Annotated in this window: 22 protein-coding genes; 6 read left to right on the forward strand and 16 right to left on the reverse strand. The window is 65.4% G+C overall.

Annotated features, from left to right (window positions below):
- Positions 1–97 precede the first annotated feature (97 nt).
- Positions 98–763, forward strand: coding sequence for an isoprenoid biosynthesis glyoxalase ElbB (gene elbB / locus K5H97_RS28220; protein ID WP_028689238.1), 666 nt, complete (start codon positions 98–100; stop codon positions 761–763).
- Between the two features lie 234 nt (positions 764–997).
- Here elbB and K5H97_RS28225 read toward each other — a convergent pair whose 3' ends face one another.
- The gene (locus tag K5H97_RS28225) at positions 998–1,450 is read right to left on the reverse strand and encodes a YaiI/YqxD family protein (RefSeq protein ID WP_028689239.1); all 453 of its coding nucleotides are present in this window, start codon (positions 1,448–1,450) and stop codon (positions 998–1,000) included.
- Between the two features lie 133 nt (positions 1,451–1,583).
- Positions 1,584–3,527 (reverse strand): cytochrome c/FTR1 family iron permease, encoded by a 1,944-nt coding sequence (locus K5H97_RS28230; protein WP_028689240.1) that lies wholly within the window; start codon positions 3,525–3,527, stop codon positions 1,584–1,586.
- Positions 3,528–3,817: 290 nt separating this feature from the next.
- Here K5H97_RS28230 and K5H97_RS28235 point away from each other — a divergent pair, with 290 nt between their 5' ends.
- From K5H97_RS28235 to K5H97_RS28250, 4 genes are read left to right on the forward strand one after another with little or no spacing between them, the layout of a single operon-like run.
- Complete coding sequence (locus K5H97_RS28235; protein ID WP_028689241.1) at positions 3,818–5,209, forward strand: COG3014 family protein; 1,392 nt, start codon at positions 3,818–3,820, stop codon at positions 5,207–5,209.
- Between the two features lie 14 nt (positions 5,210–5,223).
- Positions 5,224–5,592, forward strand: a complete 369-nt coding sequence (locus K5H97_RS28240; RefSeq protein WP_028689242.1) for a YcfL family protein — start codon at positions 5,224–5,226, stop codon at positions 5,590–5,592.
- A gap of 21 nt (positions 5,593–5,613) precedes the next feature.
- Positions 5,614–6,201 (forward strand): penicillin-binding protein activator LpoB, encoded by a 588-nt coding sequence (lpoB, locus tag K5H97_RS28245; protein ID WP_028689243.1) that lies wholly within the window; start codon positions 5,614–5,616, stop codon positions 6,199–6,201.
- A gap of 3 nt (positions 6,202–6,204) precedes the next feature.
- Positions 6,205–6,948, forward strand: coding sequence for a hypothetical protein (locus K5H97_RS28250; RefSeq protein WP_028689244.1), 744 nt, complete (start codon positions 6,205–6,207; stop codon positions 6,946–6,948).
- Positions 6,949–6,996: 48 nt separating this feature from the next.
- Here the strand turns inward: K5H97_RS28250 and K5H97_RS28255 are convergent, their stop codons facing one another.
- The 6 genes from K5H97_RS28255 to K5H97_RS28280 form a co-directional block, all read right to left on the reverse strand.
- Complete coding sequence (locus K5H97_RS28255) at positions 6,997–8,415, reverse strand: efflux transporter outer membrane subunit (protein ID WP_028689245.1); 1,419 nt, start codon at positions 8,413–8,415, stop codon at positions 6,997–6,999.
- Positions 8,412–9,287, reverse strand: a complete 876-nt coding sequence (locus K5H97_RS28260; RefSeq protein ID WP_028689246.1) for an efflux RND transporter periplasmic adaptor subunit — start codon at positions 9,285–9,287, stop codon at positions 8,412–8,414. Before K5H97_RS28260 ends, K5H97_RS28255 begins: the two co-directional genes overlap by 4 nt.
- Entirely contained in the window at positions 9,284–9,496 is a 213-nt protein-coding gene (locus K5H97_RS28265; RefSeq protein WP_016392395.1) for a DUF1656 domain-containing protein, read from the reverse strand. The genes K5H97_RS28260 and K5H97_RS28265 overlap by 4 nt, the downstream gene beginning before the upstream one ends.
- Positions 9,493–11,580: an FUSC family protein gene (locus K5H97_RS28270; RefSeq protein WP_028689247.1), complete on the reverse strand. Its 2,088-nt coding sequence runs from the start codon at positions 11,578–11,580 to the stop codon at positions 9,493–9,495. Before K5H97_RS28270 ends, K5H97_RS28265 begins: the two co-directional genes overlap by 4 nt.
- Positions 11,577–12,014 (reverse strand): MarR family winged helix-turn-helix transcriptional regulator, encoded by a 438-nt coding sequence (locus K5H97_RS28275; protein ID WP_028689248.1) that lies wholly within the window; start codon positions 12,012–12,014, stop codon positions 11,577–11,579. The genes K5H97_RS28270 and K5H97_RS28275 overlap by 4 nt, the downstream gene beginning before the upstream one ends.
- Positions 12,015–12,211: 197 nt before the next feature.
- Positions 12,212–13,024 carry a tetratricopeptide repeat protein gene (locus tag K5H97_RS28280; RefSeq protein WP_028689249.1) on the reverse strand — a complete coding sequence of 271 codons (813 nt, stop codon included), beginning with the start codon at positions 13,022–13,024 and terminating at the stop codon, positions 12,212–12,214.
- Between the two features lie 206 nt (positions 13,025–13,230).
- On the opposite strand from K5H97_RS28280, the gene K5H97_RS28285 reads away from it, so the two are divergent.
- Complete coding sequence (locus tag K5H97_RS28285; RefSeq protein ID WP_028689250.1) at positions 13,231–13,788, forward strand: WYL domain-containing protein; 558 nt, start codon at positions 13,231–13,233, stop codon at positions 13,786–13,788.
- Positions 13,789–13,800: 12 nt separating this feature from the next.
- Here K5H97_RS28285 and K5H97_RS28290 read toward each other — a convergent pair whose 3' ends face one another.
- The 8 genes from K5H97_RS28290 to K5H97_RS28325 all read right to left on the reverse strand — a co-directional run bounded on the left by K5H97_RS28290 (position 13,801) and on the right by K5H97_RS28325 (position 22,884).
- Positions 13,801–14,664 carry an ABC transporter permease gene (locus K5H97_RS28290; protein ID WP_028689251.1) on the reverse strand — a complete coding sequence of 288 codons (864 nt, stop codon included), beginning with the start codon at positions 14,662–14,664 and terminating at the stop codon, positions 13,801–13,803.
- A 13-nt stretch (positions 14,665–14,677) separates the two neighbouring features.
- Entirely contained in the window at positions 14,678–15,541 is an 864-nt protein-coding gene (locus tag K5H97_RS28295; RefSeq protein WP_028689252.1) for an ABC transporter ATP-binding protein, read from the reverse strand.
- 6 nt (positions 15,542–15,547) lie between these two features.
- Positions 15,548–16,567, reverse strand: a complete 1,020-nt coding sequence (locus K5H97_RS28300) for an ABC transporter substrate-binding protein (protein ID WP_028689253.1) — start codon at positions 16,565–16,567, stop codon at positions 15,548–15,550.
- An 18-nt stretch (positions 16,568–16,585) separates the two neighbouring features.
- Positions 16,586–17,485: a TauD/TfdA dioxygenase family protein gene (locus K5H97_RS28305; RefSeq protein WP_028689254.1), complete on the reverse strand. Its 900-nt coding sequence runs from the start codon at positions 17,483–17,485 to the stop codon at positions 16,586–16,588.
- Positions 17,486–17,696: 211 nt separating this feature from the next.
- Positions 17,697–19,073: an HlyD family type I secretion periplasmic adaptor subunit gene (locus K5H97_RS28310; RefSeq protein WP_028689255.1), complete on the reverse strand. Its 1,377-nt coding sequence runs from the start codon at positions 19,071–19,073 to the stop codon at positions 17,697–17,699.
- A complete protein-coding gene (locus tag K5H97_RS28315; protein WP_028689256.1) occupies positions 19,063–21,219 on the reverse strand; it encodes a type I secretion system permease/ATPase in 2,157 nt (718 codons plus the stop codon). Before K5H97_RS28315 ends, K5H97_RS28310 begins: the two co-directional genes overlap by 11 nt.
- Before the next feature lie 43 nt (positions 21,220–21,262).
- Positions 21,263–22,600, reverse strand: a complete 1,338-nt coding sequence (locus K5H97_RS28320) for a TolC family outer membrane protein (protein WP_028689257.1) — start codon at positions 22,598–22,600, stop codon at positions 21,263–21,265.
- 2 nt (positions 22,601–22,602) lie between these two features.
- Positions 22,603–22,884: a hypothetical protein gene (locus K5H97_RS28325; RefSeq protein ID WP_139121047.1), complete on the reverse strand. Its 282-nt coding sequence runs from the start codon at positions 22,882–22,884 to the stop codon at positions 22,603–22,605.
- Between the last annotated feature and the right edge of the window lie 48 nt (positions 22,885–22,932).

The following is a 22,932-nucleotide window of genomic DNA, read 5'->3' on the forward strand; positions in this document are numbered from 1 at the left end:
GGTTGTCCACGAAGATTAGGCCCGCCGAAGGGCAAATCCCATGGCTACATCTGCCAAACTAGAGGACATTTAGCGCCTCGACACTGGAGTATTGAGCATGACAAAAAAAGTTGCGGTGATTCTGTCCGGTTGCGGCGTGTACGACGGCGCCGAGATCCACGAAAGCGTGATCACCCTGCTGCGCCTGGACCAGCGTGGCGCCCAGGTGCAGTGCTTCGCGCCGAACATCGCGCAGATGCATGTGATCGACCACCTGACCGGGGAAGAGATGCCCGAATCGCGCAATGTGCTGGTGGAGTCGGCGCGCATTGCCCGTGGCGAGGTGAAGGACATTCGCGAAGCCAAAGCCGAAGACTTCGACGCCCTGATCGTTCCAGGCGGCTTCGGCGCGGCCAAGAATCTCTCCAACTTTGCCGTCGAAGGCGACAAGTGCAGCGTGCAGCCAGATGTGCTGGCCCTGGCCGAGGCCTTCGCCGAGGCGGGCAAGCCCGTTGGCCTGATCTGCATCTCGCCGGCCCTTGCGGCGAAGATCTACGGGCCGGGCGTGGTCTGCACCATCGGCAACGACGCCAGCACCAGCGCGGCGGTGGTGAAGATGGGCGGCACCCATGAGGAGTGCGATGTGCACGACATTGTCGAGGATACCCAGCGCAAGCTGGTGACCACGCCGGCGTACATGCTGGCCAAGTCGATCAGCGAGGCGGCCGGTGGTATCTACAAGCTGGTGGATCGGGTGCTGGAGCTGACCCACGAGAACGACTGACAGACGCTGGTGCAGGGGCAACTGTCTTGTGCTACCCGTACCGGCCTCATCGTCGGCTACAGGTAAAGCACAAGCCCATAGCCGCTGCGGTCCCTGTGGGAGCGGCCTTGTGTCGCGATGGGCTGCGTAGCCGCCCCGGCGATTTTGCATGATGCCAAGATCCTGGGGCCGCTACGCGCCCCATCGCGACACAAGGCCGCTCCTACAGGCTTGGCGGATGCTTCCGGGATAACGTCAGGCTTTGGACAGGCGAGTGAGAATGCGGTCCAGCGCATTGGCGAACGCCTGCTTCTCGCGCTCGCCATAGGGCGCCTGGCCACCGCCAACCTGACCTTGCTCGCGCAGCTCGGTGAACAGGTTGCGTACCGCCAGGCGCTCGCCCATGTTGCGCTCGTCGAACTCGCGACCGCGCGGATCCAGCGCCGCCACGCCCTTCTTGATCAGGCGATCGGCCAGCGGCACGTCGCTGCAGATCACCAGCTCGCCGGGCTCGGCGTTCTCCACCAGGTAGTCATCGGCCGCGTCCATGCCGCTGGGCACCACGATCAGCCGCACGCAGGCGAAGGCCGGCTTGATCTGCGGCTGGCCGGCCACCATCACCACTTCGAGCTTGCGCTTGAGGGCGAACTTGACGATCAGGTCCTTGGCCGCCTTGGGGCAGGCGTCGGCATCGATCCATACACGCATTGCTTTCGTTTCCTCGCATAGCTGGGAGGGCCGCGCCCTCCTTTCGCGACACAAGGCCGCTCCCACAGAGCTGCCAGTATGCCTGTGGAGTGGCCTTACGTCGCGATGGGCCGCATGACGGCCCTGAAGTATCTCAGCTGGCCGCTGTCCGGCGCTTCTCGGCCAGCCGGCTGCGCCCGTAGAGGAACACGATTGCCAGCAACGCCACGACCTGCGCGCCCAGCGAATAGGCATCGGCATGAATCCCCAGCCAGTCGAACTCGAAGAACGCCACCGGCCGCGTTCCCAACACCCCGGCTTCCTGCAGGGCCTTGACGCCATGCCCGGCGAACACCACCGACAGCGCGCACAACAGCGCCGCGTTGATGCTGAAGAACAACGACAGCGGCAGCTTGGCCGAGCCGCGCAGGATCACCCAGGCCAGGCCCACCAGCAGCACCAACGCCGTGGCGCCACCGGCCAGCACCGCCTGATGGCCAGCCGGGCCGGCCTGCAGCCACAGGGTCTCGTAGAACAGGATCACCTCGAACAGCTCGCGGTACACCGAGAAGAACGCCAGCAAGGCAAAGCCGAAGCGCCCGCCGCCAGTGACCAGGCTGCGCTTGATGTAGTCCTGCCAGGCGGCGGCGTGACGTCGATCGTGCATCCACACGCCGAGCCACAGCACCATCACCGCGGCGAACAGCGCCGTACAACCTTCGAGCAGTTCCCGCTGCGCACCGCCGACGTCGATCACATAGGCCGCCAGGGCCCAGGTGGCGAAGCCGGCGACCAGCGCCAGGCCCCAGCCGATATTGACGCTGCGCACCCCCGACTGCTGACCGGTATTGCGCAGGAAGGCCAGGATCGCCGCCAGCACCAGGATCGCCTCCAGGCCCTCGCGCAGCAGGATCAGCAGGCCGGAGACGTAGCTCAACGACCAGCTCAGGCCATCGCTGCCCAGCAGCTTGGAGGCCTGCTCCAGCCTGGCCTTGGCCTCGGCCAGACGCTGTTCGGCCTGGGCCACCGGCAGGCCGTCCTGCAACGACTGACGGTAGGCCATCAGTGACTTTTCCGTGTCCTTGCGGGCCTGGGCGTCGATGTTGTCGAGCGAGCTTTCCACCAGCTCGAAGCCTTCCAGGTAGGCCGCCACCGACAAATCGTAGGCTTGATCGTGGTCGCCGGCGCGGTAGGCCGCCAGGCTCTTGTCCAGGGTACTGGAGGTGTATTCGAGCAACTGCGCCGGGCCGCGCTTGACCTGCGGCGGCTGCGCGCGCTGGGCGCGGAACGCGGCCACGGCATCCGCGCCTTCGCTGGCGGCGACTTCGGCCGGAGTCTGCCGGGCCAGGTCGGCGATGTTCCAGGTCTTGTCGCCCTTGGCCGCCTGCGGGTCGGCGGTGAAGCTGGCGATGTAGGCCGCCACGTCCCAGCGCTGGCGCTCGTCGAGTTGTTCGGCGAACGACGGCATCTCGGTGCCTTCAATGCCCAGCCCGAGTGTGTTGTACAGGTCGAACAGGCTCAACTGGTCAAGGCGCCTGGTATCGCGCAGGTCGGCCGGCGCAGGCTCCAGGCCGATGCCGGCCGGGCCGTCGCCCAGGCCGGTGTCACCGTGGCAGATCGCGCAGTTCTGCGCATACAGCGCCGCGCCGCGGGCTGGGTCCGGGGTGATCACCGGGGCCTGGCTGACCTCGTAAGCCACTGCCAGACGCGCCCCCAGTTGGCGGGCCTGGCGGGCAACAGCGGCGCCGTCCTGACGCTGGTCGATGGCCTCGCGCAGGCTCTGCACACCCTGCTCGAGGGCACCGTGCTCGGCATGCGCGGGCAGGCCCTTGACCAGCTCGGCCAGCACGCCGCTGAACTCCTGCTGCTCGCGGTATTCCCCGTCGTCCACCACCTTGCCGTCGCGTACGGTCGGCGGGTAGTCGGCACCGATGTAATCCAGCAGGTGCAGCGCCTTGGTCGCCTCGGCGGTTGCTTCGGCCAGCGTCGGGGTGCTGCACAGGGCCAGCACCGGGCCAAACAGCAGGGCAGGCAGCCAGGCAAGCAGACGGGAACGGGAAGTCATGGCCAATCTCGACGGAAATACGAAAGAGAACATTGTTCACTTCCACTCTCCCCTGCTCAAGGCTCATGGGCAGATTTCATGAAAAATCTTGAGACAAATTGACGGAATGCACCGACCGGGAATGCATTTTTCCAACTGATGGCATCGCGCCAAAAATGCGAAGCAATTCGCCATCACCGTACTACTACTTTGGGTATAATCCCGCGCCGCCGTAATAGCCATTAGCAATCAAGGCGCCTCCATCGAGAGGTTCTGGCGATAAAACAGAGGGATCTGCCGCCCCCGCCCACGCGGCCAACCGTTTCAGGGAAAGAAGAAGTCCGATGGTATCCCGCGCCCTCACCCTGGCGACCCTGGTCGCCGCCGTGCAGCTCACCGGCTGCTCGGTGTTCCGCAGCTACGACAGCGAACTGCAGGAGACCAACAAGCAGTTGGCCGCCGGCAACGTCGACGCCGCCCTCGCCCTGCTCGAGAGCAACAACAAGGGCGAGCAGAAAGACCTGCTCTACTACTTCGAAAAAGGCGAGCTGCTGCGCTCCAAGGGTGACCTCAAGGGCAGCCAGGACGCCTGGCGCTCGGCCGACAGCGTGGTGTTCCAATGGGAAGAGTCGGTCAAGCTCGACACCGACAAGTACCTGAGCCAGTTCGGCAGCTACCTGGTCAACGACAAGGTTCGCCGCTACGAAGGCTATGACTACGAAAAAGTCATGCTGACCACGCAGATGGCCCTGAACCTGCTGGCACAGAACGATTTCGACGGTGCCCGCACCGAGATCAAGAAGACCCACGAGCGTGAGGCGATCATCGCCGAGCTGCGCGACAAGGAATACCTCAAGCGCGAGGAAGAGGCCGAGAAGGAAGGCATCAAGACCGAGTACAAGGACCTGCAGGGTTACCCGGTCGCCAGCCTCGACGCCCCAGAGGTGGTCGGCCTGAAGAACAGCTACCAGAGCGCCTTCAGCCATTACCTGTCCGGCTATGTCTACGAGGCCCTCGGCGAGAAGGGCCTGGCCGCGCCGGGCTACCGCAAGGCCGCCGAGCTGCGCCCGAACACGCCGCTGCTCGACCAGGCGCTGCTCGACCTGGACAAGAACAGCGCCAAGGCCGGCGAAAGCGATGTGCTGATCGTGGTGCAGACCGGCCTGGCCCCGGCCCGTGACTCGATCCGCATTCCCCTGCCGCTGCCGATCCAGGACAACCTGGTGATCACCCCGCTGTCCTTCCCGATCATCAAGGAAGACACCTCGACCGCGCACCTGGGCGAGATCCAGCTCAACGACAAGGCCCTGGCCCTGACCGCGCTCAACAGCACCACGGCCATGTCGCGCCGCGCCCTGCGCGACGACATGCCGGGCATCATCCTGCGCACCAGCGTGCGCGCCATCAGCCGCGGCGTGGCGCAGAAGAACCTGAACAAGACCAACCCGATGGCCGGGCTGGTGGTGGGCATCGCCTCCACCGTGCTGGAAGGCGCCGATACCCGCACCTGGCGCACCCTGCCCGACGAAACCCAGGTGGCCCGCGTACGCCTCAAGCCAGGCGAACACCACCTGAGCCTGCCGTCGAGCCTCGGCGAAACCCAGGTCACCGTGAAGGTCGATCGCCCCTACCAGGTGGTCACCCTGCGCGTGGTCGGCAATCGCGTATTCGCTGGCGGCCCGGCCGTCGTCGTCGCACCGCAGGCCGCAGCCACCGCTGTCGCCAGCCTCAAGTAACCCAAGGATCGAACATGCGCAGAACATGCCTCGCACTGGCCGCCGTCGCCCTCCTGGCCGGCTGCGCCACCCCGCCCCCAGCCCCTGGCAGCGCCGCCAGCAAGGTGGTGACCATGGGCCAGCTGGATGACATCGAAGTCGGCCAGATGCGCGTCGCCCGCGAGAACGGCTACCTCACCGTCAACGTGGCGCTGACCAACACCAGCCGCAGCAACCAGACACTCTTCTACCGCTTCGCCTGGCTGGGCAGCGACGGTTTCCCGGTGGCCGACGAGGAGAGCTGGAAAGCCCTGCCGTTGTACGGCAAGCAGGCCAAGTTCCTGCCCGCCATCGCCCCGAGCCCCGCTGCCCGCGACTTCCGCCTCGAAGTCCACACCCGGTAATCCCTTTCAGGAGCACGTTCCATGTTTGCACGCCTTTCCCTCGCCGCCATCGCCATTGCCCTGGTCAGCGGTTGCAGCACCCCGTCGCCGGTACTCGGCGGCAAGAACATCAGCTACGGCGACAGCAAGGCCGTCGAGCTGGTGACCAACGAGTTCGGCTCCACCGACCTGCAGATGATCGCCGAGAGCATGACCCGGTCCCTGGCCCAGTCCGGCGTGCTGCACGGCCGCCCGGTGGTGCAGGTGTACGACGTCAAGAACAAGACCAGCGAGTACATCGATACCCGCGAGATCACCACCTCCATCAAGACCCAGCTGATGAAGTCCGGCGCCGCCCGCTTCGCCAGCGACAACACCGACATGCAGAGCCAGGTCGACCAGCTCAAGCTGCAGAACCAGAGCGGTCTGTACAAGAAGAAGACCGTGGCCAAGACCGGCAACATGATCGCCGCCAAGTACCGTCTGGAAGGCTCGATCAGCTCGATCGTCAAGCGCAGCAGCGACTACAAGGACGTGTTCTACAAGTTCAGCCTGCAGCTGATCGACGTGGAAAGCGGCCTGGCCGAGTGGATGGACGAAAAAGAAATCCGCAAGACCACGGAGCGCTGATCGATGCGTGCATGGATGGCAATCATCGGCCTGGCCTGCGCCTTCGGCGCGCAGGCGGCCCCCAAGGTGGCGGTGACCGACCTGGCCTACCAGGCGCAGGTGGAGGAATACATCCACACCATCAACGCCCAGAGCAGCGGCCAGGCCGGCATGTATCACGCCAGCGGCCAGTCGAGCTACAGCGAGTACGAGAGCCTTAACAGCTACATCGAGCAGACCGAGCTGCGCAAGTTCGGTGGCGACATCAAGGGTGAGATCCTCAAGACCGGCATGTTCCAGCTGGTCCAGGGCCGTCCTTATACCGCCGACTCGAAGGAAGACGTCTACGACGTGATCCGCCGCATCAAGAATGGCGCGTTCAAGGGTGCCGACTACGTGCTGTTCGGCACCCTGTCGGACATCGACTTCCAGCAGGACATCAACTCGCTGGACCACACCGACAGCTATTCGGCGGTACTGGGCCTGACGGTGGTCGCCGACTTCAGCCTGATCAACACCCGCACCTACGAGATCACCTCGGCGTTCACCGCCATGGGTGAGGGGCAGGACACCAAGCTGGTGAAGGGCCAGGACCGCCGCGTGACGCTGAACCGTCCGCGGGTGGTGCGTGATGTGTCGAAGGCGCTGGGCGAGGATGTGGCGCAGCAGCTGGCCGAGCAGTTGGGCGGTTCGGTGCCTGGGCAGACGAAGCAGCCGCGTGGGCGGGACAACCTGCCGCCGGATGAGCCGGCGCGGGTGCTGAACTAACCCACACAATCCCTGGAGCGGCCTTGTGCCGCTCCTACAGGTGAATCATCAAGGCCTGGCACTGTCCTTCCAGCCGCCACCCAAGGCCAGAAACACCCCTATCTGCCCCATCGCCACCTGGCTGTTGGCCGCCGCCAGCTGCGCCCTTACGTCTGTATAGGTCCGCGTCGCCTGCAGGTCCGCCAGGAACGACTCACGCCCCACCTGGTAACGCAGATGCGTCTGGTCCGCCGACTCCTTGGCCGAACGCTCTGCCTCGGCCAGGGCATCGCGCCGATCCAGCAGCGCGCTGTACTGCGCCAGGCGGGTCTGGGTTTCGCGAATGGCGTTGAGCACCACCCCGTCGAAATGCGCCAATGCCGCCTGGGTCGAGGCTTCGGCCATGCGAATGCGCGCGCGGGTGCCGTTGGTGGGGATGTTCCAGCTTATCTGCGGACCGAAGCCCCAACGGTTGGTGGCCGGCTCGCCGAGGTTCTCGAGGATGCCGATGGTGCCCACCTGGGCGCCGATGCTGATATCCGGGTACAGCGCGCCGGTGGCCACGCCGATGCTGGCGGTGGCCGCCGCCAGCTGGCGCTCGGCCTGACGCACGTCCGGGCGGCGCTTGAGCAGGGCCGCGCCGTCACCGACCGGCACCAGCTGCGACAGGTGGGGCAGTTCGGCGCAATCGGCGGTGCCGGCGGGCAGCTGCTCGACCGGCTTGGCCAGTAACGCAGCAAGGGTGTAGAGGCCCGCCTCACGCTCGGCCTTGAAGCGTGGCAGTTCGGCGCGCAGGGACTTGAACTGGGTCTGCGAACGGGTGACCTGGGTCTCGTCGCCACGCCCGGCGTCGCGCAGGCGCTGGGTCAGTTGCACGCTCTGCTGCTGCAGGTCCAGCGACTCTCGGGCGATGTGGTATTCCTCGTTGGCCGAGCACACCTGGGTATAGGCCTTGACCACATCGGCCACCAGGGTGATGCGCGCGGTGTCGGCGGCAGCCTGCACCGCGTCGGCGTTGGCCTTGGCGGCCTCGGTGCCGCGCTTGAAGGTACCCCACAGGTCGAACTGGTAGCTGGCGCTGATGATCGCTTCGCCGATATTGGCCACCGGCACTTTCTCCGGCAGCAGGAACGCTTCGCCGGACTCCTGCAGGCGCTGGGCGCCCAGCTTGACTCCACCGTTGAAGCCCCCCTGGGACTCGGCCACCTCCACCTGGGCGCGGGCCTTGGCGATGTTGGCGGCGGCCACGCGCAGTTCGGTGTTGGCGCTCAGGGCTTGGCGCACCAGCTCGTTGAGCCGTTGATCCTGGTACAACTGCCACCAGTCCTCGGGCACCGGCGCCGAGACCACGCTGTCGGCGTCCTGGCGCAGCGGGCCATTGAGGTCGTCGCGCTGCACGGCGGCGTCCTTGGGCAGCTCGTAGTCAGGGCCGACCATCATGCAGGCCCCCAGGGACAGGCACAGCCCGGCCAGGATCAGCTGTTTCATGGATGCTGGCCCTCGATGATCGACACCGTGGCGGTGCGTCCGGCGATCATGCGGAAGTCTTCCGGCACTTCATCGAAGGCGATGCGCACCGGAATCCGCTGGGCCAGGCGCACCCAGCTGAACGCCGGGTTGACGTTGGGCAGCAGGTTGGCACCGCTGCTGCGGTCGCGGTCTTCGATGCCGGCGGCCAGGCTCTGTACCCGGCCACGCAGTCGGGTGTTGTCGCCCATCACGCGGATCTCCACGGCATCGCCGATATGGATACCGCCCAGCTTGGTCTCTTCGAAGTAACCATCGACATGGTACGAGGCGCTGTCGACCACCGACAGCACCGGACGCCCGGCGCTGACGAACTCGTGGGCACGCGGGGCGCGGTCGTTGAGGTAACCGTCCACCGGGCTGCGCACCACCGAGCGGTCGAGGTTGAGCTGGGCCACATCCACCTGCACCTGGGCCTCGTTCACCGCCGAGCGGGCGCGGGCCTCGCGGGACTGGCTCTCTTCAAGCTGCTCGGCCGCCACCAGGTTGCCCAGCTTGCGGTTGCGCTGCGCCTCGCGGGAGGCCTGGGCCAGGGTTTCCTGGCGCTCGGCCAGGGTCGCCTTGGCCTGGCGCAGGGCCAGGGTGAAGCGGTCCTGGTCGATGGTGAACAGCACGTCACCGCGCTTGATGGTCTGGTTGTCACGCACCTCGACCTTCTGGATCAGCCCGGACACATCCGGGGCGATCTGGATCACGTCGGCACGGATATGCCCATCTCGGGTCCAGGGGGCGAACATGTAGTACACCACCATCTGCCACACGAGCACGGCGGCGAAGGTCACTACCAGCAAGGTCAGGACCACGCGGCCCAGGGTCAGCAAAGGTTTTTTCATGGCAGCATCAGGCTTCGGCAAAAGTGGTCCACCGCGCCAAGCAGCACGGCATAGAGGGCAACGTTGAACAGCGCCCGGTGCCAGACCAGGCGGTAGAAATGCAGGCGCACCAGCACCGCGTGCACCCCGAGGAACAGCAGGTAGGTGCCAAACATCATCACCAGCAGCGTGGGCAGGAACACCCCGCTGATATCCAGTTCACCGATCACAGGGGCGCTCCGTCGAGTCCGGGGGGCAGTTGCGTTTGCTCGGCAGGCTCGAGCATCACTTCCACGCCCGGCAGCAGCGCCAGGCGCAGGCCGCTCAAGGCGTGCAGCAGGTGGGTGCGGGCGTCGCCGCGTTCGTACAATTCGTCCAGGTTCAGCGCCAGGCGCGCACGCTCCATGTTGCGCAGCAGCGCCGCCGGGGCATGCAGGCGCTCGCCGGCACGCAGGCAGGCGGCGTAGTGACTGCCTACCTCCTCGATCACCGTGCGCAGGCGTTCGCGGGCCTCGGCGCCGGCGCGCGGCAGGTAGGCCAGCAGGTCGAGCAGGTTCAGGCCCACGCGCAGGTCGCGCAGGGCCACGCCGCTGTCCTGGCCGGTCTGCGACAGGCGCGGCAGGTGCTGCATCAGGCGGTCGAGCATCTGCACGCCGACTTGGCGGTGCTCGGCCAGGGTGGCCGGCGCGGTCATCTCGACGATGTCGCGCCAGGTGAAGCGGGTCATGCGCTTGGCCGCCAGCTCCACGCCGAACGGGCGCACCACCAGGGTCCAGATGAAGGCGAACAGCAGGCCCACGGGACCGGCCAGGTTGGCGTTGATGAAGGTGAAGAAGTCGGCGTCGTAGGCGCCCTGGATACTGATGAAGGTCGAAGTGTTGACGATGGTCAGCAGGGTACCGAGGTAAAAACGCGGCTGCACGGTCAGGGTGCCGACGCAGATGAACGGCACCGCGAAGGCCAGCACCAGCATCGGAAAGTCGTGCAGGTTGGGCAGTACCAGGAACAGGTACAGGCTGGAGAAGATCACCGACATCAAGGTCCAGAAGAAGAACCGGTAGATCTGCGGCGCCGGGTCGTCCATGGCGGCGAAGAAACTGCACGACACGGCGGCCAGGATCACCGCGCTGGCGCCGTCGTTCCAGCCCAGACCGATCCACAGGCCGCAGGCGACGATGATGGCGGTGACGGTGGAGAACACCGAATAGAGCATCAGGCCACGGTCGAAGAACGGCGTCAGACGGCCCAGGCGCCAGTGACGGTAGACCGCGCGCCAGGGCGTGGCGTCGTCCTTGCGCAGGGCGTGCTGCAAGCTGCAGCAGTCCTGCCAGAGATCGGCCCATTCGGTCAGCCGGTAGAGGGCGTTGGACAACAGCAGTTCGGCGCGCTGGTCGATGGCGCCGGCGCCGGGCTGCAGGCGGTCGATCCGCTCGTGAAGGGCGGTCCAGCGCGCCACCGAGGCGCTGTCGGCAGTGCCCTTGAGCCATTCACGAGCAGCATCGAGTACCGGTTTCAACTGGGCGAACTGGGCCGGGGCGCGGCCCTCGAGGGCGATCAGGGCGTCGTCCAGGGCATCGATCACCGGCAACAGGTGGATCATCCGGCCACGCAGCTCACGGGCATTTTTCAGGGTATGCGGGCCGGCGCCTTCGTGGCCGAGCTGGCCGATCATCAATTCCAGCGAGTTGAAGGTGGCAACCATCGCGCCACGCATGCCGCCGACCTTGTCGGCGCTGGCCTCGCGGGCCAGGTAGGTATCGCTGTAGCGGATCGCCTCGGCGAACCAGTTGCCGGTCGCGCCCACCACCACCGGCGCCAGCCGGCGCGGCCAGAAAATCGCGCCGACCACCGCCGCGCAGACGATGCCCAGGCAGATCTCCTGGGCGCGGGACGAGGCAACGTCGAACACTGCCAGCGGGTTGTCGACCACCGCCAGGGCGATCATCGGCAGGGTATAGCCGGCCAGCATCAGCACGTAGTTGTTGGCCGTGCGCAGGTTCAACGAAAGGAACAGCAAGGTGCCGGTCCACAGGGCGATGGCAATGCTCAGCAGCAGCGGAGACTGCACCAGCGGCGGCACCAGGAGGATCGCTCCGCCGGCGCCCAGCAACGTACCCAGGGCCCGGTAAAGCGCCTTGGAGGTGGTGGGGCCGAGGAACGGGCTGGAGACGATGTACACCGTGGCCATGGCCCAGTAGGGACGCGGCAACTGCATGAGCAAGGCGATGTACAGGGCGATCATCGACGCGGCGAAGGTGCGCACGCCGTAGAACCAGTCGCGGGCCGGGGGCACGGAGCTGAAGAAGCCACTCATGGCATCACGCCCGCGGCTTCGAACGCCTGGATCACCCGCAAGGTGGCGTCCAGGTCGGCCTGGTCGATACCGCCGAGCACCTCACGACGCAGGCGTACCAATTCGCCTTCGATGGACTCCGCCAGGGCGCGCCCCTCGACGGTCAGGCTCAGGGCCTTGGCGCGGCGGTCCAGCGGGTCCTCGCTGCGGCAGACCAGCCCGGCCTTGCACAGCTGGTCGAGCAGGCGCACCAGCGACGGGCTTTCCAGCCCGGCCGCCTGCGCCACTGCCACCTGATGCACACCGTCGCCCAGGCGCACGATCATCAGCAGCGGCACGGCGCAGGCTTCGGAAATGCCGTAGCCGGTCAGGGCGCCCTGGCAAAGGCGCCGCCAATGACGGGCAGCGACGACCATGCCGCTGCTGATTTTCAGGTGCAGTGCGTCGAGGGACATATGGGAACCGAGGATATTCATAGTTTGCTAACTATCAATATACGCCCTGCCCTACCCCTGTCGTCAACCGGGGGTGACGGAGGGAAACGATGAAAGGTTGTTCATCTACCCGCGATCTAGCCGGATAACACGATCCCTGGAGCGACCGGTCCGACGCCTCGGCAAGGCCGCTCATACAGGGATCGCTGAACATTGCCTCACGGCTGGATCTGGTCTTCCAGCTTCATGGTCAGCGCCAGGGTGCTGCCCATCTGGATGGCCTGGTCGCGCCAGCCGAGGTAGCGCGCCGCATCGCGACTGCTGAAATGCACCGCCAACTCCTCGGCCGCCTGCATCACGCCAGTCGCCGCCGCCAGCTCCAGCCAATACAGCCCGGCCTTGGTGTCCGCCTCGACATACACCCCATGCAACAAGCGGTAGCCCACCTCGAAGCGGCAGCGCGTCTCCCCGCGCTGGGCGCCACGCAGGAACCACTGGTACGCCTCGAGCGGGTCGACCTGCCACACCTGGTCGCCCTCGCACACCTCTTCTTCGTACAAATCTCCCAGCGCCGCAGCGGCATGCACCATGCCCCGCTCGAAGGCATGCCGGTAGTATTCGGCCGCGTTGGCGTAGGAGACATCCACACCCTTGCCGAAGTAATGCTGTTGGCCAAGGTTGAACCAGGCCGCGGCATTGCCCTGCAGCGCGGCCATGCGCAACAGGTGGCCGGCCAGCACGGTGTCGCCGCGCCAGTACTTGCCGTTGAGCCAGATCCAGCCCAGGTCATTGAGCGCCGCGACATTGCCCAGCAAAGCCTGGCGGCACAGGTCGTGGTAGACCGCCTGCAGGTCGACCGCCTCGTCCAGCCGATCGGCCAGGCCGAAACGCTCGCCGCTCAAGGCCTGCTGGCTGGGCATGCCGACCCCGGCGAACAGCCTGTGGCGCTGTCCGGGGCGTGCCGGGGCCGGGACGATCCGCTCGGGGAGAAGCCGGGCGAGCAGCGAATGGATATTGCTGGCGGCAGACATGTTCATCCTCATTGAACGACCCACAGCTCCAACCTCCACTGTGGTGAGGCGTGATTCTGCGCGATGCCACGACAAAACCTGTCGCGAACGAATTGATCCCAGGCAACCAATTGCATCTTCCTTGATCTGAGCACGCTGTGGCCAATTGCCATGCCCTACCCGTGCCGCCATCCTATGCCGGCAAGCCTAGACAAGGACGTTTCCTTTTGCCGTTCGCCACCACCCGCGCCACCCTCAGCCGCCAATGGGCCTTGCTCCGTCAATTGCCCAGCCGCTCCCCCGGGATCACCAGTGCCGAACTGGTGTGGCGCCTGCGTGACGTGGGCTTCACCGTCAGCAAGCGCACGGTCGAGCGCGACCTCAACGAGCTGTCGCTGATCTTCCCGCTGGAGCGCAACGACAAGAGCATCCCGTTCGGCTGGCACTGGTCGGCCAATGCCGGTGGCGAGCTGCGTGGGAATTTCGACCTGCAGGGGTACCTGCGCGGCGATACGCTGCAGCCAGGGCAAGGGGAAGGGGTCGAGTTGCAGGCATGGATCAGCGACCTGCTGGCCCGCCGACTGCGCGAAGCGCCGTTGACTGCCGACATGCAACTGACTGCCCTGGAACAGGGGCACCGGCTGCGGGCGACGGTGGCGGACGGCTGGCCCCTGCGCTGGTGGTTGCTGAGCCAGGGGGATGGGCTGGTGGTGGAAGCGCCGCAGGCGCTGCGCGAGGAGATTGCGCGGACGCTGGACAGCGCTGCGGCGCGGTATCGGAATTGAGCTCCGCGAGCCCTAGCGCTGCATCCCCCACCGCCGCACGGTCAGCCGCTCCAGGGTGTTGAACACCAGCCCCTCCACCAGCAGGCCGATAAGAATTACCACCGCCAATCCGGCGAACACCTTGTCGGTATACAGCTCGTTGCGGTTCTGGAAGATGTACCAACCCAGCCCGCCCTTGCCGCTGCTGGCGCCGAACACCAGCTCGGCGGCGATCAGCGTACGCCAGGCGAAGGCCCAGCCGATCTTCAGCCCCGACAGGATCGACGGCAGCGCCGCCGGCACCAGGATATGCAGCACCAGGCGCAGGCCGCGCAGCCCGTAGTTGCGCCCGGCCATGCGCAGGGTCTCGGACACGCCCAGGAAGCCCGCGTAGGTGTTCAGCGCCAGCGCCCACAGCACCGAGTGCACCAGCACGAAGATCAGGCTGTTGTCGCCCAGGCCGAACCAGAGCAAGGCCAACGGCAGCAGGGCGATGGCCGGCAGCGGGTTGAACATCGAGGTCAGCGTGCCCAGCAGATCGCGCCCCACTTGCGTCGAGACGGCGAGGCTGGTCAGGCCGAAGGCCAGGACGATGCCCAGCACATAGCCTTTGAGCAGCACCACCAGCGATACGCCGACCTTGGCCGGCAGCTCGCCGCTGAGCAGCCCGTCCCACAACGCGCTGGCGGTCTGCAGGAAGCTCGGCAGCAGCAGGTCGTTGCCGGTATAGCCGGCAACGGCCTCCCAGACCAACGCAAGCAGTACCAGGATCACGGCCTTGCGCAGCCAGCCCTGTTGCCACAAGCGTTGCACCAGCGGCAGCTCGCGCTCCAGCGGCACACCCGGCAGGGGTTGCAGCTGCACTTCGTATTCCTGGCGTACAGGTGTCGTCGTCATGCCCTGGCTCCCGTCAGTAGGCGATACGGATATCGTTGAAGCCCAGATCGTCCGCTGGCGTCGAGGCATCGGCCTCGTCGAACAACAGCCGGTGGATACGCCGGGCACTGGCCTGGAAATCGCTGGCGCCGAGGCTACCGAGGTCATACTGGTGGCTGTGCACCTCGGCCCGCACCCGCCCGGGATGCGGCGACAGCAGCAGGATGCGATTGCCCACCACCAGCGCCTCTTCGATGGAGTGGGTGACGAACAGCAGGGTGAAGCGCACCTCCTCCCACAGCAGCAGCAGCTCTTCCTGCATCTTGCGCCGGGTCAGGGCGTCGAGGGCGGCGAACGGCTCGTCCATCAGCAGGATCTTCGGCTGCGTGGCCAGTGCCCGGGCGATGGCCACGCGGGCCTTCATGCCACCGGACAGGGTGTGCGGGTAGGCGTCGGCGAAGGCGGCCAGGCCGACTTTCTCGAGGTAATGCAGCGCCCGCTCCTCGGCCTCGGCGCGCTTGAGCTGGCCGGACACCAGCAGCGGGAACATCACGTTCTGCTTCACCGTCTTCCACGGCGGCAACTGGTCGAACTCCTGGAACACCACGATGCGGTCCGGCCCCGGGCCGCGCACCGGCTGGCCCTGGAGCAGGATTTGCCCTTCCCGTGGCTCGATGAAGCCGGCCACGGCCTTGAGCAAGGTGGACTTGCCGCAGCCGGACGGGCCGAGCAAGACGAAACGGTCGGCGCGGTCGACCTCGAAACTGACCTGGTGGGTGGCCCGCACCACGCGCTGGGCGGTGCGGTATTCAAGGCTCAGGTTGTCCACCGCCAGCAGCGGTGGGGTGGCGACACGGCTCAGGTTGCTGGCCGTGTGGCCTGGCAATGGGGCGGTCATCGGCGTTCAGCTCCCCTGCAACGGGCGTTCATCCTGGAAGAAGTAGTCCTTCCACGATTCAGGCTTGTTCTTGATCGCGCCGACCCGGTAGAGGAACTCGGCCAACTTGTAGGTGTTCTTCGGCGTGACGGTGAATTCGTACTGCGGGTTGTCGATCAGCTTGATCAGCGCCTCGCGGTCGATCTTGGCCTTGGTCAAGCGGATGTAGGTGTCGGCGGCGCCGGCCTTGTCCTTCTGGGCATAGTCGGCGGCCTCGGCCAGGGCGTCGACGAAGGCCTTGTAGGTCTTGGGGTTGTCCTTGCGGAATTTCTCGGTGGCGAACAGCAGGGTCGGTGAGTTGGGGCCGAGCAGGTCGTAGCTGTCGAGCACCACGTGCACGTTCTTGTTGGCCAGCACCTGGTCCTGGAACGGAGGGTTGGAGAAGTGCCCGTTGAGCTCGGTGCCGCCGGCCAGCAAAGCCGCGGTGGCGTCCGGGTGCGGCACGGCCAGGGTGTACTTGTCGAGGCGGTTGTACTCCTTGTCGCCCCACTGCCGGGCGGCGGCATACTGCAGGAAGCGCGACTGCACCGAAACGCCCACCGCCGGAACGGCGATACGGTCCTTGTCGGAGATATCGGCGATGGTCTTCACATTGGGGTTGCTGCTGACCAGGTAGTACGGGAAGTTGCCCAGCGAGGCCACGGCCTTGACGTTCTGCCGGCCGCGGGTTCTATCCCACACCGTGAGCAGCGGCCCGACACCGGCGCCGGCGATGTCCACCGAGCCGGACAGCAAGGCGTCGTTGATCGCCGCGCCACCGGACAGCTGGGCCCAGTCGACCTTGATGTCGAGGCCCTGCTCCTTGCCGTGCTTCTCGATCAGTTGCTGGTCGCGCACCACATTGAGCAGCAGGTAGACGATGCCGAACTGTTCGGCGATGCGGATCTGCCCTTCGGCATGGGCCACGGTCGGCGCCGCCAGGCTGCCCAGACCCAAGCTGGCGCCCAGGCCGATACTTGCCGCCAGGCGGCTGATGGATTTGCGCATGATGTGTTTCCTCAGTCGTCAGAACGGGGCATCGCCCTGGATGGTGGTGCGGTACAGCTTGCGGCGCAGGTGCGCGGGGCAACCGGTGGCCAGGTGGATCAGCGAGCGGTTGTCCCAGAACACCAGGTCGTGGGGCTGCCATTGGTGGCGATAGATGTTCTGCTCCAACACGCTCAAGGCGTACAGCTGTTGCAGCACGTCGCGGCTTTCGTCATCCGGCAGGCCGACGATGCGGGTGGTGAAGCCTTCGCTGACGAACAGCGCCTTGCGGCCGTTTTCCGGGTGGGTACGCACCACCGGATGGATAACCTCCTGGACCTGGGCCAGTTGCTCGGCGGTCAGCGTCGGGCGCCAGTTGCCTTCAAACTTGGTCTCGGCGTAACGGGCGGTGTAGGAGTGGGCGGCGCTGCGGCCCTCGACGACCCGACGCAGGGCCTCGGGCAGCGCGTCCCAGGCCTTGTGCATGTCGGCGAACAAGGTGTCACCGCCTTCGCTGGGCAGCTCCTGGGCGTGCAGCATCGAGCCCAGGCTCGGCAGCTCCTTGTACGACAGGTCCGAATGCCAGAACTTGCCGGCATCGCCCAGGCCGACGTTGCGGCCGTCCTCGACGATATTGGAAACGATCAGGATCTCGGGATGGCCGGCGAGCAGGAACTGCTTGAGCACATGGATCTGCAGCTCGCCGAAACGGCGGCTGAAGGCGATCTGCTGTTCGGGGGTAATGCGCTGGTCGCGAAACACCAGGACGTGATGGTCCAGGTGGGCGCGGTGAATACGGGTGAAATCCTCGGCATTGACCGCACGGGCCAGGTCGAGGCCGATGATCTCGGCACCGACGGCGCCGGGGAACGGACGGATGTCGAAGGTTTGCGGCAGGGCGCTGTCGATGGTCAACAAGGCGTTCGAGGCGGCTGGCATTGTTCACTCCCACGCAGTGCGCGACTTCAGGGCGCGCAACGATCGGAAACGCACGGGGATTGCCCGTGTGGGTTCGAGTCGTGCGGCGCGCCGATTGGTCGGCGGGTACGCAGTGGGGTGACTATAAAGTCATAAGAACAGGATTTTAAATACCTTTACGACATATCCATATGAAGGAGCGGCCTTACCGAGGCCGCTCCCACAAGATCGATCAGCGCTCGCGAAGCGCCTCGCTGCGGGCCTTGATGATCGGCTTGAGCAGATAGCTCATGATGGTCTTCTTGCCGGTCATGATATCCACTGTCGCCACCATCCCCGGGATGATCAGCAGCGGCTTCTCGTCCGTGCCCAGGTGGCTCTTGTCGGTACGCAGCTTGATCAGGTAGTAGGTGGTCTTCTTGTCTTCGTCGGTGATGGTGTCGGCACCGATCTGCTCGAGCTTGGCCTTCATGCCGCCGTAGATGGTGTAGTCATAGGCGGTGAACTTGACCGTGGCTTCCTGGCCCGGGTGCAGGAAGGCGATGTCCTTGGGCAGGATCTTCGCCTCTACCACCAGGGTGTCGTCCAGCGGCACGATCTCGATGATGTCGCTGCCCGGCTGGATCACCCCGCCGATGGTGTTGACCAGCAGTTGCTTGACGATGCCGCGCACCGGCGAGGTGACCATGGTGCGGTGCACGCGGTCGTCCAGCGCCTTGCTGGTGGCGGTGGCCTTGTTCAGCTCGGTGCGGGCCTCGTTGAGCTGGGTCAGCGCCTCGCTGCGGAATTTGCCGCGGGTCTCCTCGATCTTGCTCTCGACTTCCTTGATCGCCGCCTCGGCACGGGGGATGGCCAGGGCGGTGGAGTCCATCTGGCCACGGTTCTCGACCTCGGCGCGACGCAGGCGCAGCACCTCGACCTGGGAGATCGCGCCCTGGGCCACCAGCGGCTCGGACATCGCGATTTCCTGGCGCAGCAACTGCAGGCTGTTGGCGTACTGGGCGCGCTTGGAGTTGAACTCGCGCAGCTCCTGCTGCTTCTGCACCAGTTGCTGCTGCAGGCCGCCAAGCTCGTCCTGCAGTTGCTGGCGACGGCTCTGGTACAGCGACTGTTCGTTGGCGGCCTGGCTTGGCGCGGCCTTGCGCAGTTCTTCGTCGATCTGCAGCGGCTTGTCCTCGACCTCGGCCGTCAGGCGCTGCACGCGCAAGGCCATGGCCAGGCGCGAAGCCTCGGTCTCGTCGACGTTGGAGGCGAAGCGGGTTTCGTCCAGGCGCAGCAGCGGCTGGCCGACCTCGACGATCTCCCCTTCCTTGGCGAAGATTTCGGCGACGATGCCGCCCTCGAGGTTCTGGATTTTCTGCACCTTGGACGACGGGATGGCCTTGCCCTCCCCGCGCGTCACCTCGTCGATGGGCGCGACACTGGCCCAGATGATCAGGAACAGGAAGAACGCGATCACGCCCCAGATGGTCAGGCGCACCACCCGTGGCGCGTCCTCGATCAACGCCTTGTTGACCTCGGGTAGCGGCTGGCCGGCCAGCGACTCGGAGCCCTTGAAGTAGCGGCGCAGGTTGTCCTTGAAACGCCCGATATCCAGCTTATGCAACACTGATCTGCCCCTTCTTCAGCGCATCCATGACGGCGGCTTTCGGGCCATCCGCGACAATCTGTCCACGATCGATGACGATCAACCGGTCCACCAGCGACAGCAACGAAGCCCGGTGGGTGACCAGCAGCACGGTCTTGTTCTCGATCACCGCGGCCAGGCGCTGCTTGAGACGCTCCTCGCCGGTGTTGTCCATGGCGCTGGTGGGCTCGTCGAGCAGCAGGATCTGCGGGTTGAGTAGCAGCGCGCGGCCCAGGGCGACATTCTGCCGCTGACCGCCGGAGAGGTTCTGGCCACGCTCGCCGACCTGCAGCTCGTAGCCGTCGGGGTGCAGCCGGGCGAACTCATGCACGCCGGCCAGTTCCGCAGCCTGGAGAATCAGTTCGTCCTCGATGTAGCGGGCACCGCTCACCAGGTTGTCGCGCAGGGTGCCGGCCAGCAGCTGGATGTCCTGGGGCACGTAGCCGATGTTGTGGCGCAGTTCGCTGACGTCGATCTGGCGGATGTCCACACCATCGACCAGCAGCGAGCCGTTGTCCGGTTCGTACAGGCCCACGATCAGCTTGGCCAGGGAACTCTTGCCCGAGCCGCTGCGGCCGATGATGCCGATCTTCTCGCCCGGGCGAATGTTCAGGTTGATGCCCTTGAGCGCCTGGTTCTGCTGATTCGGGTAGGTGAACTCGACCCCACGGAACTCGATGGCGCCCTGCAGCACCTGGCGGCTCAGTGGGCGCTCTTCGAAGTTGCGCTCCTGGGGCAGTTCCATCATCTGGTCGGTGGCGACCATGGTCACCTTGGCTTGCTGGTAGCGGGCCAGCAGGCCGTTCAGCGAGCCCAGCGGGCCAAGGGCGCGACCGCTGAGCATGTAGCAGGCCACCAGGCCGCCCATGCTGAGGTTGCCGTCGATGATCAGGTACACACCCACGCAGATCATCGCCACACCGGCCAGTTGCTGGATCAGCGCGGTGATGTTCATGGCCAGGCCCGACAGTACCTTCACCCGCAGCTCCAGGCGGCTCAGGGTGCCGAGGGTCTGCTCCCACATGTACTGGCGCTCGCTCTCGGCGTTGTTGACCTTGACCGCATCCAGCCCGGCGAGGGTCTCGATCAGGCTCGACTGGCGCTCGGAGGCCAGGGCCATGGTGCGCTCCATGGTTGCCATCAACGGCTTCTGCAGGGCATAGCCGATGCCCAGCGCCAACGGGAAGGCCAGGATCGGAATCCACACCAGGTGCCCACCAATGATGGCGATGACCATGAGGATCAGGAAGGTGAACGGCAGGTCGATCAGACTGGTCAGGGTCAGCGAGGCGAGGAAGTCGCGCAGGCCCTGGAACTCGTGGATGTTCTGGGCGAAGCTGCCGACCCGTGCCGGGCGGTACTTCATCGACATCCCGACGATGCGCTCGAACAGCGTCGCCGAGATGATCAGGTCGGTCTTCTTGCCGGCCAGGTCCAGGCACAGGCTGCGCAAGCCTTTGAGAATCAGGTCGAAGACATAGGCACCGGCAATGCCGATGGCCAGCACCCACAAGGTCGAGGTGGCCTGGTTGGGCACCACGCGGTCGTACACGTTCATCACGAACAACGGCGCGGCCAGGGCAATCAGGTTGATCACCAGACTGGCGGCGATGGCATCGATGTACAGCCACTTGCTACGCAGCAGGGTGTCGCGGAACCACGAGCGCGCGCGCGGGATCAGGTTGCCGTGGTTGACGTCGAACTTGTGCTGCGGCTGGGCGAAGAACACCTTGCCGCTGTAGTCGCCCTGCAGCGCCTCACGGGTGACATGCACCTCGCCACCGTCGCTCTCGCTGAGCAGCAGGCGCGCGGTGTCTTCGTTCTCCCAGCCGAGCAGGACGGCGCAACGGCCTTCCTTGAGCAGCAGCATCGCCGGCATGGCGATGCTGGGGATCTGCTCGAGCTTGCGCTGCAGCAGGCGCCCCTGCAGCCCGGCACGGGCGGCTGCACGGGGCAGCAGCTCGGGGGTCAGGCGCTGCGAGGGCAAGGGCAGCCCGGTGGTCAGCATGGCCCGGCTGGCGGGCTTCTGGTGCAGGACACACAGGGTCAGCAGGCTGTCCAGCAGCGGGTCGTCATGCTGACTGCGTGGATCGTGGCTGAGTTGGACTCGACTGACTTCGGATTCCACGCGGCGCTCTCTTCATCCTTGCGGGGTAGGTTCAAGGCGCCTTTCAGTTCATGCCTGGCAGGTTCACCTTGGGTTTCAGGTCGTTCTGCACAACGGACGCCATCGGTGCTACGACACCCTGGCTCTTGAGCAGCTGACCAATGGTCGCCTTGATTCGATACTGAGTAAACATTTGCGTGTTTTTCACCTCTACCAGACGGCGCTGGGCGGTGAAGGTTTCATTCTCGCTGTCGAGCAGGTCGAGCAGGGTTCGCTCGCCCAGGCCGAACTGCTGCTGGTAAGCGCTGCGCACACGGTTGCTGTGATCGACGTACTGCTGGGCGATCGGCACCTGGGCGTTGGCGTTCTCCAGAGCATTCCATGCCAAGCCTAACTCCTCATTGAGCTGGCGCAAGGCGTTGTTGCGAATGTCCAGTGCCTGGTTGGCCAGGTACGACTTCGATTCCAGGTCGGCCTTGTTGCTGCCACCGGCGTACAAATTGAAGTTCATGCGCAGCATGGCCTGCCATTCGTTGTTGTGGCCGACGGCGCCGTCGAGGTTGTTGTCGGCCGTTCGTCCGAGTTCGGCATCGAAACGTGGATAGAACGTAGACTTCGCCGCTTCGTATTGCTTCTCGGCGGCGGCGATGTCCGACTCGGCCGAGCGCAGGATCGGACTTTGCTCGACCAGCTGGTGGCGGGCCTCGTCGAGGGTGGCCGGCAGCAGGTCGACAAATGGCGCGGGCGTGCTTAACTCGTCGGGCATTTGTCCGACGACGCTCAGGTAGTTGGTGTTGGCATCGGCCAGGTTGGTCTGCTCGGTGATCAGGTTGTTGCGGGCTTGGGCCAGGCGCGCCTCGGCCTGGTCGAGGTCGGCCAGGCGGCCGACGCCGCGGCTGGTGCGCAGCTTGATCTGGTCGAGGATGCGCTCGTGGTTGCGCAGGTTGTCTTCGGCCAGGCGCACCATCTCGCGGCGCGACAGCACGTCCAGGTAGACCTGGGCGACGGTCAGCGCGGTGCGCTCGGAGGTCCCCAGCAGGGAGTAGGCGCGGGCGTTGACGGTGGCCTGTTGACGGCCGACCTCGCTGGAGGTGGCGAAGCCGTCGAAGACCATCTGCCGCAGGCGGATGGCCGACTCGCCACGGTTGAGGGTCTCCCAGCGGTTGCGGGTGCTTGGGCTGTCGGTGCCCTCGCGACCGTAACCGGCGGTCACGTCGACCCGCGGCAAATAGCCGCCCTGGGCAGCGCGCAGCTGATAGTCCGCAGCCGTGCGGGCGTTCACGCCAGCCTGGATTTCCGGATGGACCTCAAGGGCCTTCTGCATGGCTTCGGGCAAGGTTTGTGCTTGAACGAATGTGGCGGCGAGAGCGAAAGGAAGAGCGGTGAACAGTGACGCACGCATTTTTACTGGTTCCCGAGAGAGCTGTTGTCCCAAATCACAGCCGAAGCCGTGCCTGCCTTGGAAAATGGCAAACCCTGATCTTGTATGTAGGAAGCTTCCGAATAGGCAGTGCGATTAATACGAAAGAAAGGGCTTTGCTGGCCAAATATCAATGTGACATTACCTTGGCGATTGTTTAGGATGGCAGCCAGAAGGTCAATAGTTTGGCATAAACTTAATAGCCAGAAATTATAGACGTAAAATTGACGCAAATCAGCGTCAAAAACATATTTGAAACATTCCATCAGTCGCCGCCTCGAACGCCGGCCAGGCATGGAAGCCAACTGAACAGG

The organism is Pseudomonas mosselii (assembly GCF_019823065.1).
GTDB classification, from domain to species: domain Bacteria; phylum Pseudomonadota; class Gammaproteobacteria; order Pseudomonadales; family Pseudomonadaceae; genus Aquipseudomonas; species Aquipseudomonas mosselii.

What these genes read in the sequence shown, in the direction of transcription:
- elbB (WP_028689238.1), top strand. Translation starts at nt 98, where the DNA reads ATGACAAAAAAAGTTGCGGTGATTCTGTCCGGTTGCGGCGTGTACGAC.
- K5H97_RS28225 (WP_028689239.1), bottom strand. Translation starts at nt 1,450, where the DNA reads ATGCGTGTATGGATCGATGCCGACGCCTGCCCCAAGGCGGCCAAGGAC.
- K5H97_RS28230 (WP_028689240.1), bottom strand. Translation starts at nt 3,527, where the DNA reads ATGTTCTCTTTCGTATTTCCGTCGAGATTGGCCATGACTTCCCGTTCC.
- K5H97_RS28235 (WP_028689241.1), top strand. Translation starts at nt 3,818, where the DNA reads ATGGTATCCCGCGCCCTCACCCTGGCGACCCTGGTCGCCGCCGTGCAG.
- K5H97_RS28240 (WP_028689242.1), top strand. Translation starts at nt 5,224, where the DNA reads ATGCGCAGAACATGCCTCGCACTGGCCGCCGTCGCCCTCCTGGCCGGC.
- lpoB (WP_028689243.1), top strand. Translation starts at nt 5,614, where the DNA reads ATGTTTGCACGCCTTTCCCTCGCCGCCATCGCCATTGCCCTGGTCAGC.
- K5H97_RS28250 (WP_028689244.1), top strand. Translation starts at nt 6,205, where the DNA reads ATGCGTGCATGGATGGCAATCATCGGCCTGGCCTGCGCCTTCGGCGCG.
- K5H97_RS28255 (WP_028689245.1), bottom strand. Translation starts at nt 8,415, where the DNA reads ATGAAACAGCTGATCCTGGCCGGGCTGTGCCTGTCCCTGGGGGCCTGC.
- K5H97_RS28260 (WP_028689246.1), bottom strand. Translation starts at nt 9,287, where the DNA reads ATGAAAAAACCTTTGCTGACCCTGGGCCGCGTGGTCCTGACCTTGCTG.
- K5H97_RS28270 (WP_028689247.1), bottom strand. Translation starts at nt 11,580, where the DNA reads ATGAGTGGCTTCTTCAGCTCCGTGCCCCCGGCCCGCGACTGGTTCTAC.
- K5H97_RS28275 (WP_028689248.1), bottom strand. Translation starts at nt 12,014, where the DNA reads ATGTCCCTCGACGCACTGCACCTGAAAATCAGCAGCGGCATGGTCGTC.
- K5H97_RS28280 (WP_028689249.1), bottom strand. Translation starts at nt 13,024, where the DNA reads ATGTCTGCCGCCAGCAATATCCATTCGCTGCTCGCCCGGCTTCTCCCC.
- K5H97_RS28290 (WP_028689251.1), bottom strand. Translation starts at nt 14,664, where the DNA reads ATGACGACGACACCTGTACGCCAGGAATACGAAGTGCAGCTGCAACCC.
- K5H97_RS28295 (WP_028689252.1), bottom strand. Translation starts at nt 15,541, where the DNA reads ATGACCGCCCCATTGCCAGGCCACACGGCCAGCAACCTGAGCCGTGTC.
- K5H97_RS28300 (WP_028689253.1), bottom strand. Translation starts at nt 16,567, where the DNA reads ATGCGCAAATCCATCAGCCGCCTGGCGGCAAGTATCGGCCTGGGCGCC.
- K5H97_RS28305 (WP_028689254.1), bottom strand. Translation starts at nt 17,485, where the DNA reads ATGCCAGCCGCCTCGAACGCCTTGTTGACCATCGACAGCGCCCTGCCG.
- K5H97_RS28320 (WP_028689257.1), bottom strand. Translation starts at nt 22,600, where the DNA reads ATGCGTGCGTCACTGTTCACCGCTCTTCCTTTCGCTCTCGCCGCCACA.
- K5H97_RS28325 (WP_139121047.1), bottom strand. Translation starts at nt 22,884, where the DNA reads ATGGAATGTTTCAAATATGTTTTTGACGCTGATTTGCGTCAATTTTAC.